Consider the following 19,093-nt stretch of genomic DNA (forward strand, 5'->3'; position numbering starts at 1 on the left):
GTGGGGTGCCGCGGGGAGCTGCGCGGGGATGCCGAGGGCTAGAGCACGCGCGAGAGGAAGTCCTGCGTGCGCGGATGCTGCGGGTTCGCGAGCACCTGACGCGGATCGCCCTCTTCGACGATGTGCCCGCCGTCCATGAAGATCAGGCGACTGCCGACCTCGCGGGCGAAGCCCATCTCGTGCGTGACGACGAGCATGGTCATGCCCTCGTCCGCCAGGGACCGCATCACCTGCAGCACCTCGCCGACGAGTTCGGGGTCGAGCGCCGACGTGGGCTCGTCGAACAGCATCATGTCGGGGTTCATGCACAGTGCGCGCGCGATCGCGACGCGCTGCTGCTGCCCGCCAGACAGGTGCCCTGGGAAAGCGGATGCCTTCTCGCTGAGCCCGACGCGGCCGAGCATCTCGTGCGCGACCTTCTCCGACTCCGCCTTCGAGCGCTTCTTCACCCGCCGCTGCGCGAGCGTGAGATTGTCGAGCACGCTGAGGTGCGGGAACAGGTTGAAGCTCTGGAACACCATGCCGATGCGAGTGCGCACCCGGTCGATGTCGACGTCCTCGTCGGTGATGTCGATGCCCTCGATGAGGATGCTGCCGCCAGTGGGCTCTTCGAGCCTGTTCACCGAACGCAGCAGCGTCGACTTGCCCGAGCCCGACGGTCCGATCACGCAGACGACCTCGCCGGCGGTGACTGTGAGATCGATGCCCTTGAGCACCTCGTTGTCGCCGAAGCTCTTCACCAGCCCGCGGACCTCGATGGCCGGGGCGTGGACGTCGATCAGGTCGGTGCTCATCGCTGCCTCGCCATTCGTCGCTCGAGCCACGCGCTGAAGCGCGTGAGGGGGATCGTCACGATCAGGTACAGCAGCGCCGCCATGATCAGCGGCGTGCCGTTGCCGTTCTGCGTCGTCGCGTCACGGGCGAAGGTGGTGAGCTCCTTCGACCAGATGAAGCTTCCGGCAATGAACAGCAGCGAGGTGTCCTTCAGCAGCAGGACGAACTCGTTCGTCAGCGGCGGGATGATGATGCGGAAGCCCTGCGGGATCACGATCCAGAACGTCGTCTTCATCGGGGACATGCCCAGTGACCGGGCCGCCTCGGTCTGCCCCTTCGGCACGGCCTGCAGGCCCGCCCGGATCGTCTCCGCCATGTAGGCCGAGGCGACGAGGATGAGACCGACGAGCCCGAGCACCACCGGGCCGCCGAGATCCTGATTGCGGACGCCGATGGCGATCGGCAGGATGTACGCGATCGCGAAGATCGTCAGCAGCGCCGGCAGACCGCGGAACAGCTCGATCCACACCGTCGCGATCCACCGGAACGGTGCGATCACCGACAGCTTCATCAGCGCCAGCAGGACGCCCAGCAGCAGACCGCCGACGAACGCGACGACCGTGAACCACAGGGTGTTCACCAGGCCCGTGGTGATGATGCCCGGGAGCATCTTCAACGCGACCTCGGGGTTGAAGAACAGCGGGCCGAGGCGCGCCCAGTCGGCCGTCACGACACCCCACACGAGGAGCGCGATGAGTATCGCGTACACCGTGTAGCGGTACAGCTTCTGCTTCTGAGTGCGCCTCAACGCCATTGCCAAGGTCCTCCCGGCCTACCGTCCTCCGCGAACTCAGTTGGCGGAGAAGTAGGAGTCGTAGATCGTGTCGTAGTCGCCGCTGTCGCGGAGCTCCTGCAGAGCGCCGTTGACGGCGTCGAGCAGAGCGGTCTTCTCACCCTTGGCGAAGGCGAAACCGTAGGACTCGCCCGTGTCGTACTCCTCGACGATCGTGTAGTTCGGGTCGGCCTTCTCGTGCTCGATGTTGACCGGCTGGTCCTGCAGGATCGCGTCGATGGTGCCGGCCTGGATCGCCGGCCACAGCTCGCCGTCGGACGGGAGCTGCAGCAGCTCCGCTCCGGGCGCGTTCTCCGTCGCGTACGCCTCACCGGTGGTGCCCTGCTGCACGCCGACGATCTTGCCGTCGAGGTCGTCGATGGACTTGATGTCCGAGTCGGCGGGGACCAGCAGCGACTGCAGCGAGTCGTAGTACGGGTCGGAGAAGTCGATGTTCGCCTTGCGCTCGTCGGTGATCGTCATGGCGGACGCGCCGAGGTCGCAGGTACCGGAGGCGAGGGTGGTGCCCGACTGCAACGCGTCGAAGCCCACGTCCTGCACGGCGAGCTTCAGGTCTAGCTTCTTCGCGATCGCGTCGAGCAGGTCGATGTCGAAACCGGTGTAGCCGGTGCCGTTGTCGCCGCCCTCGAACTCGAAGGGTGCATACGGGATGTCGGAGCAGATCGTGAGCGTGCCCGCCTCGACGAGTCCGTAGTCGTCTCCGGTGGACTCCGGGGCGTCGCCGCCGGCATCGTTGCCGCTGCTGGCGCAGCCGGCGAGGGTGAGCGCGGCGGTCGCCGCGAAGGCGAGGCCGAGGACGAGGTGACGGCGACGGGTCATGACCGCTCCTGACTGACGGGGCCGTGAGGCCCGCGGACGGGTATGCAGATCATCCTGACACGGAGCGGTCGCGAAACCCCACCTTTGTGAGTTACGTTTGCGTTTCGCAACCCGGCAGATCGTTCAGATCTCGAAGTCGACGGCGACTCGGGATGCCACGACGGAGCGGGCGTAGGCCACGACCTCCTCATGGGCCGGATGCACCTTGTACTGCTCGAGGTCGTCGACGGAATCGAAGTCGGCGACGACGGTGACGTCCCAGTTCGACTCGGGGTAGATCGCGTTCGCACCGGCCGAGATCGCGCGCAGCTGCGGCACGACACCGTCCAGCGCGTTGAGCCTGCGGGCGACCTCTGCGGCCTGCGCACCGCGCTCGACGGCATCCTCGCTCGCGAGCTTCCATATGACGACGTGGCGGATCATGCCTTCTCCAGTTCCTGACGCAATTTGTCGGCGGACACCCGCCAGTACGCGTGCACCTGATCGTCGATCAGCACGACGGGGATCTTCTCCCACCACCGCTCGTAGAGGGCGGGGTCGTCCTCGATCGAGCGCTCGACGATCTCGATGTCGCCTCCGATGTCATCGGGGAGGCCCGCGACGACCTGTTCGACGATACCGAGCGCCGTCGGGCAGAGGTGGCAGCCCTGGCGGCCGATGACCGTGATCGTGGTCACGCCGAGGGCTTCTCGACCGGCTTGCCGGCGGCGATCCACTCCCCTGTGCCGCCCTCGACGTTGGTCGCGTCGTAGCCGCGTTCCTCCAGTGCCTGAACGACACGGGCCGAGCGTCCGCCTGCCTGGCAGATCACGTCGAACGCCTCGGCGGGGAGCTCATCGAGCCGGTTGCCGATCTCGGACATGGGGATGTTGACGGCGCCGGGGACATGGCCGGCGGCGAATTCGTCGCGCTCGCGCACATCGATGAGCGGAGTGTTCTCGCGGTCATCGAGATCGGCGATGGTGATGGACTTCATAGCTCCTCGATCGACGGGGACGGCTCTGGCCGCCCTGATTCGCGCGCACAGACACGAAGCGCCCGTCCGAAGACAGGCGCTCGGTGCTCTGGCCGCTTACTTCTTGTTGCGGCGCTGGTGGCGAGTCTTGCGAAGCAGCTTGCGGTGCTTCTTCTTCGCCATGCGCTTACGGCGCTTCTTGATGACTGAACCCACGGAAACCTCACTACGTCAGGGGCTGGGCGTCGCTGAAATCGGACACCCGGGTACGGGCACGGAAAAATGCCTCGGATCAGTTTAGCAAACGCGCGGCTGCGCGATGCACACCGAGCGCAGACCCGGCTCCGACGGCGTCAGCCGACGTCGGAGATCGGACGCTGGAGCGCCTCGGTCACCGCGGTCTCAGGAACGCGGTAGCTGCGGCCGAAGCGGATCGCTGGCAGATCGCCGGAGTGCACGAGCCGGTAGACGGTCATCTTCGACACGCGCATGATCTCCGCCACCTCGGCGACGGTGAGGAACCGGACCTCTGGAACATCGGGCATCCCACGTACCCCTTTCTGGTGATGCCCAACTCTATGGGGAAGACGTGGCCCGTGTAAACCTGCGGGACGAATGTTGTCTATGTGACTGCTGTGCATTTCTCTTCAGCGCGCTCTGCGCTGCCGCGCTCAGGCGCCGAGCCGCTTGAGCGCCGACGCGACGACGTGCTTCGCGGATGCCGCGGCGCGGCCGACCACCTCGGCCGCGTGCGCGGCACCGTCGGGCAACGGCATCGTGGAGAGGTCGATGTCGGGCGCGGACTCGCCGAAAGCATCGACGAGGAACGGTACCAGCCAGTCGTCGACGGTCTCGAGCGGTTCGACCTCGATGCTGTAGAAGCGGCGCTGTCCGTCCTCGCGGACACTGACGAGCTCGGCATCGCGCAGCACCTTGAGGTGCTTCGAGACGGTGGGCTGGCTGATGCCCAGGTCGCTGACGATCTGCGAGACGCTGGTACCGGCATCCCCCTCCGTCGACCGCCGCAGCAGAAGCTGGAGGATGTCGCGCCTCGTTCCGTCTGCGATCACGTCGAAGATGTCCGTCATGAAGTTCAGGTTAGTCGCCCCGCGCCGGGAGTACCATGACGAAGACTCGGCGTGACCTTCGCGCCGAGCGACCGGATGAATCGGGGAGGCGTGCGTGTCGAGCATCGGCTGGTCGACGTCGTCCCGCAAGCGAGCATTCGACTTCTGGCACCTCTCCAGGCGGATCATCACATCCTCGCCGTCGCGGTTCGCGATCCTCATCTTCGCGACGCTGATCCTCCTGTTCACCGCGCTGTTCTCACTGCCGATCGCATCGGCATCCGGGACGGTCACCCCGCTGGGCGACGCACTGTTCACCGCGGTCTCGACGATCTGCGTGACCGGCCTCGCCACGGTCGACATGGCCGAGCACTGGTCACCGTTCGGCCATGTGCTCATCTTCCTCGGGGTGAACATCGGCGGCATGGGCGTGCTGACCCTCGCCTCGGTCCTGGGCCTGGTGATCTCGAAGAAGCTCGGCCTGCGCGCCAAGCTCCTCGCAGCAGGCGACAGCAACCCGCTGCGTGCGCACGGCGGCGTCGTCAACGAAGGACAGACCGTCCGGCTGGGCGAGGTCGGCCAGCTGCTGATGACCGTCGCGATGTCGCTCATCGTCATCGAGCTCGTCGTCGCGGCCCTGCTGTATCCGGGCCTCGTGATGGCAGGCATCCATCCGCTGACGGCCCTCTGGGAGGCGCCGTACTACTCGGCGATGGCGTTCACGAACACCGGCTTCGCGCCTAACGCGACCGGCGTCGTCGAGTTCGTCGACGACTACTTCGTGCTCACGATGCTGATGATCGGGGTGTTCCTCGGCAGCATCGGATTCCCCGTCATCTACACGCTGCTCAAGCACCACTATCACGTCAAGCGCTGGTCACTGCACTCCAAGCTCACGCTCATCACGACGGCGATTCTGCTCGTCCTGGGCGCAGCGGTGTTCGTGGTCCTCGAGTTCGACAACCCGAAGACCTTCGGGTCGATGGATGCCGTCGACACGACGTTCCAGTCCGTCTTCCTCTCGGCGATGACGAGATCCGGCGGGTTCAGCACGGTCGAGATCGCCGATCTGAACGGCTCGTCCAAGCTCGCGATCTCGATGCTCATGTTCGTCGGAGGCGGCTCGGCCTCGACGGCGGGCGGCATCAAGGTGACCACTCTCGCCGTGCTCGCGATCGCCGTGTGGTCCGAGGCGCGCGGACGCCAGTCGGTGAACGCGTTCGGACGCCGCATCCCCAGCGACGTGCAGCGCGTCGCCCTCAGCGTCGTCGCCTGGGGCGCGACGATCGTCGCCCTGTCGACGATCATCATCGGGCAGATCACCAAGGCCTCGACCGAGGACGTGCTCTTCGACGTCATCTCGGCTTTCGGCACGGTGGGCCTGAGCACAGGCCTCACCCAGAGCCTGCCCGATCCTGCCGTGTACGTCATGGCGCTGACCATCTTCATGGGGCGCGTTGGTACAGTGACACTCGCCGCGGCGGTCGCCGCGACGACGAGAACGCAGCTCTACTCGCTGCCCGTCGAAAGGCCGATCGTTGGTTGAAGGTCTCCGCAGCGATGCCCCGGTGCTGGTCATCGGACTCGGACGCTTCGGCGCCGCGTGCGCCGGCGAGCTGGACAGGCTCGACCGGGAGGTGCTCGCCATGGACGAGAACCTCGAGCTCGTGCAGAAGTGGTCCGACCGCGTCACGCACACGGTCCAGGGCGACGCCCGCAACATCGACGCTCTCAAGCAGATCGGCGCGCAGGACTTCCAGGTCGCGGTCGTGGCGGTCGGCTCGCTCATCGAGGCATCCGTCCTCATCACCGCGAACCTCGTCGACCTCAAGGTCCCGCAGATCTGGGCGAAGGCCGTCTCGCAGTCGCATGGCAAGATCCTCGCCCGGGTCGGCGCGAACCACGTCATCTACCCCGAGCGGGAGGCCGGCGAGCGCGTCGCGCACCTCGTGAGCGGTCGGATGCTGGACTTCATCCGCTTCGACGACGACTTCGTGCTCGCGAAGATGTACCCGCCGAAGTTCATCCGGGGCGTGAGCCTGAACGAGTCCGGTGTGCGGAGCAAGTACAAGGTCACGGTCGTGGGCGTGAAGAGCCCCGGCAAGCCGTTCCGCTACGCCGAGGCGAACACCGTCGTCACCAACCACGACCTCATCATCGTGTCGGGTACGAACAGCGACATCGAACGATTCGCGGCGCTGGACCGCTGACCGCGTCGAGACGTGGCCGAGGTCGAGTTCGAGGGCGTCGGACACTCGCCGCACCTCGAGCGCCCTGAGGAGTTTCGCACGGCGCTGCTCGAGCGGATTGGGTACGCCGCCTGACCCGGCTGCGACTCGCTGCGCTCGCTCAGCGACCCGTGGTTCCGGTTGCGGGGCGTTGAGCGGAGCGCGAAGCGCGCAGAGGAAACGGGCTGAGCGCGGAGCGCAGCGACGGGTCGAAGCCGCTACTTCCCCGCAGCCATCTCCTTGGCGCGGGCGAGTGCGGCATCCGTCGCCCGGGTGAATACGTCGTCGAGATTCGCATCCTGCAGGACCGCGATCGCCCGCTCGGTCGTCCCCTTCGGGCTCGTCACGCGCCGTCGGAGCTCGGCGGGCTCCTCTCCGGATGCCGCGAGCAGCGCGGTCGCGCCGATGAAGGTCTGCTCGGCCATGAGCCGGGCGTCGGTCTCGTCGAAGCCCTTGGCGATCGCGGCCTTGGTGAGTTCCTCGATGAGCAGGAAGACGTACGCCGGGCCGGAGCCTGAGATCGTCGAGAGGGCGTCGATCTTCTCCTCCGGAACCTCGACGACGGCGCCGACGAGTTCGAACAGCCGCCGAACGAGCGCGACGTCATCGGCGGTCACGGCACCTCCGGCGGCGAGTCCGGTCACCCCCTTGCCCACAGTCGAGGGGGTGTTCGGCATCGACCGGATGACCCTGGCACCCTCGCCGAGGTTCTCTGCGAATGTGGCGAGCGTGACACCGGCGGCGAGGCTCACGACGATGGCGTCGTCCCGGAGGACGGGCGCGATCTCTCGCAACAGATCGGGCACCATGTACGGCTTCACGCCGACGAGAATGACACGGGCGGATGCCGCGGCATCCGTGTTGCCGTTCGGCTCGCTCTCCAGCGCGACGGCCGTGACGTTCTCGAGCCCCTGGAGCGTCGCGGCCTTCTCGGCCGTGCGGTTGGTCGCGATGATGCCCCCGTCGACCGGGATGCCCGACGCGACGACGCCGTGCAGGATGGCGCCTCCCATCGATCCGGCACCGAGGAACGCGAGGGACGGAAGCGCTTCATGCATGCGGCCATCCTATGCTCGGGATGCGACAGCGCCGATGAGGACCCCAGCGGATCACAGGGGCCCGAACTAGACTCGCGGCATGAGCGGATCTGCCAGCAAACACGACCTCGACCTCATCATGGACGCGATCCTCGGATGCGCCGATGTCGAGAAGCTCATCAGCCTGAAGACGTACACGGTCGAGGGCGACAAGCTCCTCGTCGCGGTCAAGATCGCCCTGCCTGCGGAGAAGACCGTCCGCGACGTCGCGGACGTGATCGGCGAGATCGAGCAGCAGATCCGGACGACGGTGCCTGCCGTGGGCTCGCTGTACATCCAGCCGGACATCTACCGCCCGTCGCTCGACCCCGAGCCGTCGACGGATGTCTTCGTGCTGAAGTCCGAGGACTGACCGGCCGCTGCCCACCGGGCGCATCGACAGGCTCCGCGATCGCCCGGCCGCCTCAGCGGCGCTGCTCGAAGAAGTCGCGCAGCAGCGCGGTCGACGCATCTTCCGAGACCCCGCCGACGACCTCCGCGCGGTACGGAAGACGACGGTCGCGCAGCACGTCGTACATCGACCCCGCAGCCCCGGCCTTCTCGTCCCACGCGCCGAAGACGACGCGTCCCACGCGCGCCTGCAGGATCGCCCCCGCGCACATCACGCACGGCTCGAGCGTGACGACGAGCGTGCAGCCCTCGAGGTTCCAGGACGAGATGGACGCCGCGGCCTGCCGCATCGCCACGACCTCGGCGTGACCGGTCGGGTCGTGCGTCTGCTCGCGGGTGTTGCGCCCCTCGCCGATGATCGCACCGGAGGCATCGAGCAGTACCGCCCCGACCGGCACCTCTCCCGCCGTTGCCGCTTCCTCAGCGAGCGCGAGCGCGCGCAGCATCCCGTCGGTGTGTGCCTGGCGCATGTTCCGAGCGTATCCGGACCCCGCGCGCATTACCCTATGTCTATGCGTGTTCACGTCGCCGACCATCCGCTCATCACCCACAAGCTGACCGTGCTGCGCGACGAGCGCACCCCGTCTCCGGTCTTCCGGCAGCTGACCGAGGAACTCGTCACCCTGCTCGCGTACGAGGCGACGCGCAACGTCAAGGTGACCCCGATCGAGATCCAGACGCCGGTCACCAAGACGACGGGCGTGAAGATCTCCGAGCCGCGTCCGATCGTCGTGCCGATCCTGCGTGCGGGCCTCGGCATGCTCGAGGGCATGGTCAAGCTGCTCCCGACCGCCGAAGTCGGCTTCCTCGGCATGGTGCGCGATGAGACCACGTTCGAGCCGACCACCTACGCCGAGCGGCTGCCCGACGACCTCAGCGACCGCCAGTGCTTCGCGATCGACCCGATGCTCGCCACCGGCGGCTCGCTCGCCGCGGCGATCCAGTTCTTCTTCGACCGCGGCGCGAAGGACGTCACCGCGATCTGCCTGCTCGGCACGCCGGAGGGCCTCGAGGCGATCGAGAAGCTCGTCGGCGACCGCGACGTCACGATCGTGCTCGGCGCGCTGGACGAGGGGCTGAACGAGCACCGCTACATCGTCCCCGGCCTCGGCGACGCCGGGGACCGCCTGTACGGCACGGTCTGACCTCTCCCGCTCAGCCGCGCCGAGGTCAGGAACAGTGCCCGAGAGCAGGACGATTCGGATAGACCTTCCTGATCTCGATCACTCGTCCTGATCCGGGAGCGGCGGCTCAACCTCGATCCGCGCCGACGAGACGCGCGAAGGCGCTGAGCCTGGTCACGCCCTCCGGCGTCCGCGGGAGGTCATCGAGCAGCGCAGGCGAGTAGATGAGGAACGCCGCGACCTGCGCGCGCGAGATGGCGACGTTGAGCCGGTTCTGCAGCAGCAGGAACTCCGGCCCGCGCGGCGCATCGCGACCGCTGGATGCCGCGAGCGTCGTGATCGAGACGACGGCCTCCTTGCCCTGGAAGTTGTCGACCGTCCCGACGGGCACGTCGCCGAATCCGGCGGCGGTCAACGCGTCGTGGACGAGCTGCTTCTGCGCGTTGTACGGCGCGACGACGATGATGTCCGCCTCCGTCAGCGGCCTGGTGCCGGCGTCGGGCTCGGAGAACGCGCGCCCGATCAGGTCGCGGACGATCCGCACGACCTCGTCCGCCTCTTCCGGCGACTGGGTCGCGTTCCCGCGGTGACGGAGCGGCGCCAGATGGAGCCCGGGACGGATCCCGTCGATCGCCCGCAGCTCGGTTCCGGATGCCGACTCCAGCTGCCCCGCGTACGAGAGCCGTGAGACGGGCTCGGCGACGGCGGGATGCATCCGCCAGCTGTGGTCGAGGAAGTAGCCGTACTCGGGCCGGACGACGGAGTCGCCGTCCATGACCCAGCCGAGCGCCGAGGTGTCGACCGGCTCGGGGTGCGCGCCCTGGCTCACCTGCGGCAGCTGCTGCGGGTCACCGAGCAGAAGCAATCGCTTCGCCCCGGCCGCGACCGCGATGGTCGAGGCGAGCGAGAACTGACCGGCCTCGTCGATGACGATGAGATCGAGGCCTCCGCGCTCGACCCGGGTCGTGTTGCTGAAGTCCCACGCGGTGCCGCCGACCACGACGCCCTGCCCCTCGCGCTCGGCGAGGAAGGCCGCCATGCCCGTCTTGGGGATCGGCGTGTACGCGGGATCGCTCCCCTTCTCCTTCGGGCTCTTCGCGACCTGACCCGCCGGCACGCCGGCGGCGACGACGCGCTCGAGCAGCGTCTCGATGATGGCATGCGACTGCGCGACGACGCCGATGCGGAACCCGTACTCGTTCACGAGCCGGGCGATGACGTGCGACCCGGTGTAGGTCTTGCCGGTGCCGGGCGGCCCCTGCACGGCGACGTAGCTGCGATCGAGATCTCGGACGGCGCGGACGATCGCATCGATCACGTCGGCTCCGCGCGCCGGGAGCCCTGTGCCCGACGCGGTGCGCGGCGGCACACGGCGCAGGATATCGGTTGCCGCATCCGCCGGGAACTCGGGCGCCGCCTGGTGCACGGAATCCGCCCACTCGTCGATCGCGCCCTGCAGGGAGACGACCCGGGGAGGCGCTGCCGGGGTGAGCGCGAGGGGCAGCTCGTCCCAGGTCTGCCCGTCCACCGCGTTCTCGGTCACGACGTAGCCGTCTTCTGTGACCTCGGTGATGCGCACGATATGCGGCACGTGGACGGCCCGTGACGGCGCATCGACCACGAAGGGTGCGGGGAACGGGTACAGCGCGAATGGCTCGGCGCCCTCGCCGAGAGTCGTCCCCGGTGAGACCTCGCCGCGGACCTCGATTTCGCGCGACATGACGCGCCGACCCTCTTCGATGCTCCAGTCGCGGCGCACCGCCGAGGCCGCGGCGTCCACGCGGACGACGTCGCGGGTCTGATCCCACATCGACACCGGTTCGCGCAGCCGCTGGAAGTGCGCCCGCCAGAAGATCGCCGACTCGCGCGGGTAGTAGTCGATCGCGGCCGCAGCCACGCGATGGGCTTCGCCGTCTCCCCCGCGCTCGACGTCTTCTGCGGCGTCGGCCAGCAGCGCGACCGACCTCGGCGACGGCTCGTAGACGACCTCGTCGGCGACATCGGGCGGCGCCGGGTTCACGCCCTTGTCGCGGGCGATCTCGATCAGCCAGTTGCGCAGGCGGCGCGTGGAGACGCAGTCGTAGCGGTTGTAGTCGGCGAGATCGGCGAGCACGGCGTCGGCATCGGCTGCCTCGCCGGCGGCGGCGAGCTGGCGCGCTGCGACGTACTGCACGATCGAGTCGTCGCCTTTCTGCACGTCGCTGGTGCGCACGTCTTCGCCCATGTAGAGCGGCTCGAGCTTCTTGATCGAGTACGACCGCGAGCCGACCCGCACGGTGCGCAGCACGAGCGGGTACAAATCGACGAAGACGCCCTCGCGCAAGAGCTTGTCGACATCGCCCTCCCGGACCCCGTGCCGCGCGGCCATCGCACTGAGATGCGAGGTCTCGTACGGCGCGTAGTGGTAGATGTGCATGTCGGGATGGGCGGCTCTGCGGGCGTGCACGAAGTCGAGGAACTGCTCGAGCGCTGCTTTCTCGTCGGCGAAGGTGTGCGCCCACAGCGGTGTGTACTGGTCGTCGTTGTCGACCCAGCCGAAGAGGTAGTCGATGCCCCACTGCGCATGGCCGTCCGCGGCGGGCTCGGTGTAGAGGGGGTCGCCCTCGAAGTCGAAGAAGATGTCGCCGCGGCTCGGGCGGGGCAGCGTGTGGATCGCCGCGGGGTGGTAGACGTCGTAGGAGGGGGCGTCGTCGGCCTCGGCGCGCAGCTGCAGCCGGGCCTGGGAACGGAGCGACTCGAAGGTGTCGATGTTCATTCCGACGGGGGCTTCGGTCGCCGCGGCGAGCTGATCGATCGTCTCGATGCCGGCGTCGCGGAGGCGCGTGCGCTGCACCGGTCGCATCCGCGCGACCATGAGGAGATCGCGTGCGGCATCCACCTGCTGCGTGCACGTCTCGCAGCGCCCGCACGCGACGAGACCGATGTCGCCGCGCTCATCGCCCCAGGCGAGCGGCGTGCCCGCGGCGCCTGCTGCCACATCACGATCGGCGATCAGCGTTCGCAGACGCGATCGGCGCACGTGGAAGAGCGGCAGGAGGTCGTCGACGTCGTGCGTGCTGACCGTTCCGTCGCCGAGGATGAGATCGACCTGGTCGGATCGCGGGATGCCGAGACCGTCGAGCTGGTCGACGTATGCCGCCAGCTGCATGAGTGCGGTGACCCGCGCCGTCCGGGCGAGCTTGGAGTCCTGCACCCGCCACCGGCCGTCGTCGTCGCGCAGCAGGAAATCGGCGAATCCGACGAACTCGTCGGTCGCGAACGCCGCCTGGAACACGAGGCGGGCATCCGACCGCAGCGCCTCGCGCGTTTCGTCGACCACAGCAGTCAGAGCCTCGGGATCGGAGGAGTTGACCTTCGCCACCTCGTGCACCGCATCTGCTCCGAGCTGCTCTCGGTACGCCTCGAGGACCTTCACCTCATGCGCGTCGCCGAGTTTCGCCGCGCGCTTCAACGTGGCATCCTCGGGCTCCTCCACAGCGGGAACGCGGCCGAGCTTGGCGTCGATCGCGCGCGCCCAGGCGAACTCGCATTCGGCGGCGGCCTTCAGGTCGCTCGCGCTCCAGATGACGCGCTGCGCCTGGGTGTCGATCCGCATGCTTCGAGCGTAGCCGGGGGCTCAGACACCCCCGGCGCTCAGCGCCACCAGTCGTCGGCCGGGGTGACCGGCAGGTGGCGCTTGTGCTCCGTGGCGCGGTACTTCTGCTCGATGCGGGCGGCAGCCTCGGCATCCACCGGGCGGCCTTCGAGATAGTCATCGATCTGCTCGTACGTGAGGCCGAGTTCGTCCTCGTCGGCGCGACCGGGCTGGTCGTCGAGAAGGTCGGCGGTCGGAACCTTCTTCCACAGCCGCTCCGGCGCATCGAGCGTCTGCAGCAGCTGCTTGCCCTGGCGCTTGTTCAGCCCCGACAGCGGCAGGATGTCGGCCGCGCCGTCGCCGAACTTCGTGTAGAAACCGGTCACGGCCTCGGCGGCGTGATCGGTGCCGATGACGAGGTGCGCATCGTGCCCCGCGAGCGCGTACTGGGTGACCATGCGGATGCGGGCCTTGATGTTGCCGCGGTTGAAGTCCGAGATCGTCGCGCCGGCGGCATGCTCGATGTCGGTCTCGACACCGTCGACGCCGCCCTGGATGTTCACCTCGACGACCCGATCCGCCGCGATGAACTCGAGGGCGGCAGCGGCGTCATCCGCGTCGTGCTGCACCTTGTACGGCAGGCGGACCGCGATGAAGTCGGCAGTGCCGCCGCCGTCGCGGACCCGCTCTACGGCAAGCTGCGCGAGGCGTCCGGCGAGCGTGGAGTCCTGGCCGCCCGAGATTCCGAGCACGAACCCTCTCGCTCCGGTCTTGTCGAGATAGTCGACGAGGAACGTCACGCGGCGTTCGACCTCGGCGGCCGGGTCGATCTGGGGCTTCACCCCGAGGGTCTGGGCGATCTCCTGCTGAAGCGTCATGCCTCCAGTATCGTCCTGCATGCGTTACGCGGGTATGACGCGGCGGGAATACCGTCGCAGGCGCCGTGCTTGTCACCACAGGACCGTCCTCCCGATGAAAGAGAGAATCATGACCCAGCTCGGCCGCAGCGACCTCGATGTCCTCCCCCTCGCCCTTGGCGGGAACGTGTTCGGGTGGACCGCCGATCGCGACACGTCGTTCGCGATCCTTGACGCGTTCACGGCCGGCGGGGGCGACTTCATCGACACCGCCGACGGCTACAGCCACTGGGTGCCCGGCAACCACGGCGGCGAGAGCGAGCGCATCATCGGCGAATGGCTCGCGGCACGCAGGCCGAGCGGCCTGACCATCGCCACGAAGGTCAGCACGCACCCCGAGTTCCCCGGCCTGTCGGCCGCGAATGTGCGAGCTGCCGCCGAGGCGTCGCTGAAGCGCCTCGGCGTCGACGCCATCGACCTGTACTACGCGCACTTCGACGATGCCTCGACCCCGCTCGAAGAGACCGTCACGGCGTTCGGCGAGCTCGTCTCCGCCGGTCTCGTGCGCAACATCGCGGTGTCGAACTACTCCGCCGAGCGCATCCGCGAATGGGTCTCCATCTCACAGGATGCCGGGATCCCCCTGCCGGTCGCGGTTCAGCCGCACTACAACCTCGTGCACCGCAATGACGTCGAGGAGAGCATCATCCCCGTCGCCGAAGACTTCGACATGAGCCTCGTGCCGTACTACGCACTGGCGAGCGGATTCCTCACCGGAAAGTACCGGTCGACGGATGCGGCGGGCTCATCGCCCCGCGCCGGCGGCGCGGCCAAGTACGCGACCCAGCACGGGCTGAAGATCATCGATGAGCTCGAGGAGATCGCGGGCAGGCACGACGCGTCCATCGCCTCGGTGGCGCTGGCCTGGCTGCGGGCGCAGCCGACCGTCGCGGCTCCGATCGCGAGCGCGTCGCGGGTCGAGCAGGTCGCGGATCTGCTGGCGAGCACGCGGCTCGAGCTGTCGTCGGACGAGGTTCGCAGCCTGGATGCCGTCTCGGCCTGGAGCCCGGCGAACGCCTGAGCGCCGGGGCGGTCGAGCGCCGGCGAGGAGTCGAAGCCGGCTCAGCGGATGCGACTCGGCCCCGCGGGGGTCTGCTCGACGACGACCTGTGCGGGGATCTGCTCCTGCATCGACTCGACGTGACTGATCACGCCGACCGTGCGGCCGCCTGAGCGCAGCTCGTCGAGAGTGCGCATCGCGACCTCGAGCGTGTCCGCGTCCAGCGACCCGAACCCCTCGTCGATGAACAGGGTGTCGAGCTGGATGCCGCCGGCCCGCGCCGTGACGACCTCGGCGAGCCCGAGCGCGAGGGCGAGCGAACTGAGGAACGTCTCTCCGCCCGAGAGCGACTGCGCGGGGCGCGTCTGCCCGGTGAACGCGTCGAACACGACGATGCCGAGGCCCGATGCCGCCCCGCGCGATGCAAGCGCGTCGGAGTGCTGCAGCTGATACCGGCCGGTCGACATGTCGGACAGCCGACGGTTCGCGGCATCCACGATCTCTTCGAGCTCCGCTGCGAGCACGAACGTCTCGAGGCTCATCTTGTGCGTGTTGCCCGCGCGGCCGGCGACGGTGTCGGCGAGTCCGCGGAGCACCTCGTGATCGGCCTGCTGCTCGGCGCTCCGGGCGTGCTCGGAGGCCGCGGAGTCGATGAGCCTGCGCAGCTGATCGGTCATCGCCTCGACGCGGCCGGCGGCATCCGTCGCCGTCTTCCACGCAGAACGCGCATCGGCGGCGGCGTGCTCAGCCGGCGCGAGGTCGATCGTCTCCTCCGGCAGCGTGCGCATCTCGAGCGGCAGCAGCAGTGCACGCTCCTTCTCGCACTGCACCCGGTGCGCCTGGATGCGTGCGTCCAGAGCTTCCTGCTCGGCTGCGGAGCGCATCGCCGTTCGCGCCGCGGTCGCATCATCGAAATCGGAGGCGGTGAGCGCGGAATCCTGTTCGCTCTTCGCCTCGGCGAACTCCTGCTCGATCCGCGCGCGCTCGGTCAGCGCCGATGCGAGCGTGCGCGCGGCCGACGCCTGCCCGCCGACGTGCGCGATGCGCTCGGCCACCGTCTCGAAGGCACCGCGTGCGTCGGCGATCTGCGTCGCCGCGTCCTGCTCGCGCTGCGCGAGCAGCGCCAGCGCCTCACGGGCAGCGGCCAGGGCCGCCGCCGCGTCCTCGCGCTCCTGCGCGAGGGCCGATGTCGCGGCTGTCGCCTGCGCGATCTGCTCGTCCAGCGCCGCGAGCTCGGCCCCCGCGGCGACGGCCGCCTCGTGGGCGTCGCCGGCCGCGGCGACCTCGGACTCCGCGGCATCGACGCCGAGCCCGTCGGCGATCGCCACCGCCGCGGAGAGCCTCGAGGTCAGCTCGGCACTGCGCGTCTGGGCCGCGCGCTCGGCCGTCTGCGCAGCATCCCGCTCGCGCTCCGCGCGCTCGACATCCTCGGCTGATACCGGGTCGGTGTGCACGGCGGGCGCAGGGTGCTCGGTCGATCCGCACACCGAGCAGGGCTCTCCGGCGACGAGCGCGGTCGCCAGCTCGCCGGCGAAGCCGTCCAGGCGTCTGCGGCGCAGCTGGGCGAGCGCGGTCTGGGCCTCGGCGAGAACGGTGCTCGCCTCGGCCAGTTCTCGATCGGCCGACTCGAGCTCACCGATGATCCGTGCAGCCTCGGCGGCGGCATCACGGCGAGCTCCGGCGGATGCCAGCGCTCGGGCGAGATCGTCGGTGCGGTCGGCGCTGCGCCTGGCCCGGTCGCGCTGCGCGGTGAGCTCGGCCAACCGTTCGGGAAGCGCTGTGCGCTGCTCGTCGCCCTCCGCCACGCGCGCCGTCGCCGCTTCGACGACGATCTCGGCGCCCTCGATCTCGGCACGCAGCGCCGTTCGGCCGCCTTCGAGCTCGGCCGCTCGCGCCCAGGCTCCGCTCTCGCGCGTACGCTCGGCCGCCCAGGCCTCGAGCGTCTCCGCTGAGACCTCGTCGAGTTCGGCTCCCGTCGCGTCCCACGCAGCGCGCGCCGCGCTCTCCGCGACCACGGCGGCATCGCGCGCGGACTCCGCCCGACTCGCCGCAGCGATCGTCGCTCTCAGCGCTTCGGCCGCCCGCGCGCGGTCCAACGCGCGGCGGGCCTCATCGATCGCGGGCTGCTCGGCATCGAGCTGCGCCAGAGCATCTCGCGCACGATCGCGCTCCTGCTGGGCCGCGCGATCCTCGCGAACGGCTGTCAGCGCGGACTCCGCCTTCTGAAGCGCCTTTTCGGCGTCATCGCGCTCCGCTGTCCGGCGCTCCACCCGATACTCGGCGCGGCCGAGGGCCGCCCGCAGCGCCTCGATCCGCTCCGCCGTCGCCACCGACTCCGGGGCAGTCCCTGCATCGCCCCACAGCTCGCCGTCCGTGACGACACGCTCGGCCTCGTCGATCCGGGCGTCCACCCGCGCAGAGGCCCCGGCCAGCGCGTTCTCGGATGCTCGCCTGCGCTCGTCGAACCGCGCCTGCACGTCTTCGAAGCGCTCGGTGCCGAAGAGCCGCCGCAGCAATGCCTGTCGCTCCTTGCTGTCGGCGAGCAGGAACCGGGCGAACCTGTTCTGCGCCAGCAGGATCACCTGCAGGAACTGTTCACGGCTGAGCTGGACGATCCCGTCCAGCTCATCGGCGACGCGCTTCTCCTTCGCGGCGAGAGTGACCCAGCCCCCGTCGATGAAGGCATCCAGTTGCACGGCGGAGTTCTGCTTCGTGAGCCCGCCACCCCGCTTCGCCGGGCGCAGGTACTCGGGCGATCGCGTCACCCGATACCGCCCGGCACCCGTGCTGAACTCGACGACGACCTCACTGCGGTCGTCGGGTTCGCAGTGGTCGCTGCGCAGGCGCTTGTCGCCGCCCTCGTAGCGCGGGACGGATCCGTAGAGGGCGAAGCAGACGGCGTCCAGGATGCTGGACTTGCCTGCACCGGTGCGCCCCGCGATAAGGAAGATGCCGTCGTCGGCGAACGCGTCGAAGTCGACGATCTGTCGGGCGAGGAAGGGCCCGAAACCCTCGATCTCGAGACGGTGGAGGCGCACTAGACGAGAGCCTCCGCGATGACGCGCTCATCGAGCACCTCGCGGATGAGTTCGCTCTCGCGCTCGGTCGGCCCCTGCCCCGCGCGCACGTGCACGAGGAAGGCCTCGATGCGCTCGGTGTCGGTCACAGCCGTTTTCAGCCGCGCGGCATACGAGTGCTCGACCTGGTCGCCAGTACTACCTGCCGGGGCGTGCTGCACCATCGCGCAGTGCGGGAAGCGCTCCTTGAGACGGCGCATCGGCTCGGCCTGCGGCAGCGCGTCGCTGTAGACCGCGCACACCCAGTCGTCGGCATGCGCCGCAACGTTCTCGGCGGAGAGGATCTCGTCGAGGGTGCCGGTGAGCGTCACCAGGCGGCGCGGGACGGGCAGCTCGAGCCACTCGGCAGAGGCCAGCCCCGACGCGTCGAGGTCGATGAGCCAGGATCCGCGCTGCTTGTGCTGCTCGCCGAAACTGTAGTGCAGCGGGGCGCCGGCATAGCGAACCCGTTCGCTGAGCTTCTGGCGCCCGTGAATGTGGCCGAGCGCGACGTAATCGGGGCCGTCGAAGACCTCGAGCGGAACGACGTCGAGACCGCCCTGGCGCACCTCGCGCTCGAGTCCGGCCGTGGCATCCACCCCGGCGGCGAAGCAATGCGCGATCGCGACCGACCGGCCGCTGTGCTCGGCCATGCCGGCGCGCACGAGGTTCATCGCGTGCGCCATGGTCTGCGCCTGCGTCTTGAGCGCGACGCCGTCCCAGTGTTGACGGACGATCGCCGGCTCGAGGTACGGGATGCCGTAGAAGTGCACCGGACCGTCGGCGTCGTCGATCGTCACGGGAGTGCCGGCGTGGAGCGGGTCGGTGATCACATGGATGCCGTCGCGCAGCAACCGGGCCTGGAACCCGAGCCGCGCGGCCGAATCGTGGTTGCCGCTCGTGACGATCACACGAGCGCCGGTGTCGTGGAGCGCTGCGAGCGTGTCGCCGAGCAGGGTGTATGCGGGCCCGGCCGGCGTCGCCGAGTCGAACACGTCGCCGGCGACGATCACGACATCCACCGCCTGGTCGCGCACCTGCTGCACCAGCGCTGCGAGCACCTCGGCCAGCGCATCCATGGTCGAGTTGCCATGGAAGGTGCGGCCGATGTGCCAGTCGGAGGTGTGCAGGATTCGCATACTCACACGGTACGGACGGCCTCGGACATTCTCTCCGAGGCGTGCCGCGACGAGCGGAAGGCCCCTGACCCGACCCTCACCTCGACGATCGACACGTGGT

General features: G+C 68.9%; 20 protein-coding genes. 5 read left to right on the forward strand and 15 right to left on the reverse strand.

From position 1 onward, the window contains the following. Positions 1-38: 38 nt before the first annotated feature. The 9 genes from KEC56_RS12070 to KEC56_RS12110 all read right to left on the reverse strand — a co-directional run bounded on the left by KEC56_RS12070 (position 39) and on the right by KEC56_RS12110 (position 4,489). Complete coding sequence (locus KEC56_RS12070; protein WP_227531144.1) at positions 39-794, reverse strand: amino acid ABC transporter ATP-binding protein; 756 nt, start codon at positions 792-794, stop codon at positions 39-41. Continuing rightward, positions 791-1,588 carry an amino acid ABC transporter permease gene (locus KEC56_RS12075; protein ID WP_227531145.1) on the reverse strand — a complete coding sequence of 266 codons (798 nt, stop codon included), beginning with the start codon at positions 1,586-1,588 and terminating at the stop codon, positions 791-793. The genes KEC56_RS12070 and KEC56_RS12075 overlap by 4 nt, the downstream gene beginning before the upstream one ends. A gap of 36 nt (positions 1,589-1,624) precedes the next feature. Continuing rightward, on the reverse strand, positions 1,625-2,446 hold the full coding sequence (locus tag KEC56_RS12080) for a transporter substrate-binding domain-containing protein (RefSeq protein ID WP_175988392.1): 822 nt from the start codon (positions 2,444-2,446) through the stop codon (positions 1,625-1,627). A gap of 123 nt (positions 2,447-2,569) precedes the next feature. Further along, positions 2,570-2,869 (reverse strand): Dabb family protein, encoded by a 300-nt coding sequence (locus KEC56_RS12085; RefSeq protein ID WP_227531146.1) that lies wholly within the window; start codon positions 2,867-2,869, stop codon positions 2,570-2,572. Next, the gene (locus tag KEC56_RS12090; RefSeq protein WP_175988396.1) at positions 2,866-3,123 is read right to left on the reverse strand and encodes a glutaredoxin family protein; all 258 of its coding nucleotides are present in this window, start codon (positions 3,121-3,123) and stop codon (positions 2,866-2,868) included. Before KEC56_RS12090 ends, KEC56_RS12085 begins: the two co-directional genes overlap by 4 nt. Continuing rightward, positions 3,120-3,422, reverse strand: a complete 303-nt coding sequence (locus KEC56_RS12095; RefSeq protein WP_175988398.1) for a rhodanese-like domain-containing protein — start codon at positions 3,420-3,422, stop codon at positions 3,120-3,122. Before KEC56_RS12095 ends, KEC56_RS12090 begins: the two co-directional genes overlap by 4 nt. Before the next feature lie 96 nt (positions 3,423-3,518). Continuing rightward, the gene (locus tag KEC56_RS12100) at positions 3,519-3,617 is read right to left on the reverse strand and encodes a 30S ribosomal protein bS22 (protein ID WP_003792170.1); all 99 of its coding nucleotides are present in this window, start codon (positions 3,615-3,617) and stop codon (positions 3,519-3,521) included. Positions 3,618-3,754: 137 nt separating this feature from the next. Then, positions 3,755-3,946 carry a helix-turn-helix domain-containing protein gene (locus KEC56_RS12105; protein WP_175988400.1) on the reverse strand — a complete coding sequence of 64 codons (192 nt, stop codon included), beginning with the start codon at positions 3,944-3,946 and terminating at the stop codon, positions 3,755-3,757. Between the two features lie 126 nt (positions 3,947-4,072). After that, positions 4,073-4,489, reverse strand: a complete 417-nt coding sequence (locus KEC56_RS12110) for an ArsR/SmtB family transcription factor (RefSeq protein WP_175988402.1) — start codon at positions 4,487-4,489, stop codon at positions 4,073-4,075. A 163-nt stretch (positions 4,490-4,652) separates the two neighbouring features. Here KEC56_RS12110 and KEC56_RS12115 point away from each other — a divergent pair, with 163 nt between their 5' ends. Then, positions 4,653-6,014 carry a TrkH family potassium uptake protein gene (locus tag KEC56_RS12115; protein ID WP_227531185.1) on the forward strand — a complete coding sequence of 454 codons (1,362 nt, stop codon included), beginning with the start codon at positions 4,653-4,655 and terminating at the stop codon, positions 6,012-6,014. After that, a complete protein-coding gene (locus KEC56_RS12120) occupies positions 6,007-6,678 on the forward strand; it encodes a potassium channel family protein (protein ID WP_227531147.1) in 672 nt (223 codons plus the stop codon). Before KEC56_RS12115 ends, KEC56_RS12120 begins: the two co-directional genes overlap by 8 nt. 236 nt (positions 6,679-6,914) lie before the next feature. Here KEC56_RS12120 and proC read toward each other — a convergent pair whose 3' ends face one another. Further along, positions 6,915-7,754 (reverse strand): pyrroline-5-carboxylate reductase, encoded by an 840-nt coding sequence (gene proC / locus KEC56_RS12125; protein ID WP_227531148.1) that lies wholly within the window; start codon positions 7,752-7,754, stop codon positions 6,915-6,917. 79 nt (positions 7,755-7,833) lie between these two features. Here proC and KEC56_RS12130 point away from each other — a divergent pair, with 79 nt between their 5' ends. Further along, a complete protein-coding gene (locus KEC56_RS12130) occupies positions 7,834-8,145 on the forward strand; it encodes a cation transporter dimerization domain-containing protein (RefSeq protein WP_227531149.1) in 312 nt (103 codons plus the stop codon). Between the two features lie 52 nt (positions 8,146-8,197). Here the strand turns inward: KEC56_RS12130 and tadA are convergent, their stop codons facing one another. Then, the gene (tadA, locus tag KEC56_RS12135) at positions 8,198-8,629 is read right to left on the reverse strand and encodes a tRNA adenosine(34) deaminase TadA (RefSeq protein ID WP_227531186.1); all 432 of its coding nucleotides are present in this window, start codon (positions 8,627-8,629) and stop codon (positions 8,198-8,200) included. Between the two features lie 66 nt (positions 8,630-8,695). Here tadA and upp point away from each other — a divergent pair, with 66 nt between their 5' ends. Further along, entirely contained in the window at positions 8,696-9,328 is a 633-nt protein-coding gene (gene upp, locus KEC56_RS12140; protein WP_227531150.1) for a uracil phosphoribosyltransferase, read from the forward strand. A gap of 106 nt (positions 9,329-9,434) precedes the next feature. Here the strand turns inward: upp and KEC56_RS12145 are convergent, their stop codons facing one another. Further along, complete coding sequence (locus KEC56_RS12145) at positions 9,435-12,902, reverse strand: TM0106 family RecB-like putative nuclease (protein WP_227531151.1); 3,468 nt, start codon at positions 12,900-12,902, stop codon at positions 9,435-9,437. 38 nt (positions 12,903-12,940) lie between these two features. After that, positions 12,941-13,759 (reverse strand): NAD(+) synthase, encoded by an 819-nt coding sequence (nadE, locus tag KEC56_RS12150; protein ID WP_227531152.1) that lies wholly within the window; start codon positions 13,757-13,759, stop codon positions 12,941-12,943. Between the two features lie 109 nt (positions 13,760-13,868). On the opposite strand from nadE, the gene KEC56_RS12155 reads away from it, so the two are divergent. Continuing rightward, the gene (locus KEC56_RS12155) at positions 13,869-14,819 is read left to right on the forward strand and encodes an aldo/keto reductase (RefSeq protein WP_227531153.1); all 951 of its coding nucleotides are present in this window, start codon (positions 13,869-13,871) and stop codon (positions 14,817-14,819) included. 41 nt (positions 14,820-14,860) lie between these two features. On the opposite strand, the gene KEC56_RS14075 is transcribed toward KEC56_RS12155, so the two are convergent. Both KEC56_RS14075 and KEC56_RS12165 read right to left on the reverse strand, forming a co-directional pair. After that, on the reverse strand, positions 14,861-17,836 hold the full coding sequence (locus KEC56_RS14075; RefSeq protein WP_227531154.1) for an AAA family ATPase: 2,976 nt from the start codon (positions 17,834-17,836) through the stop codon (positions 14,861-14,863). After that, positions 17,836-18,993 (reverse strand): exonuclease SbcCD subunit D, encoded by a 1,158-nt coding sequence (locus KEC56_RS12165; RefSeq protein WP_227531155.1) that lies wholly within the window; start codon positions 18,991-18,993, stop codon positions 17,836-17,838. The genes KEC56_RS14075 and KEC56_RS12165 overlap by 1 nt, the downstream gene beginning before the upstream one ends. Between the last annotated feature and the right edge of the window lie 100 nt (positions 18,994-19,093).

Origin of the sequence: Microbacterium tenebrionis (genome assembly GCF_020682665.1) — a bacterium.
In the GTDB taxonomy this organism is placed as follows: domain Bacteria; phylum Actinomycetota; class Actinomycetes; order Actinomycetales; family Microbacteriaceae; genus Microbacterium; species Microbacterium tenebrionis.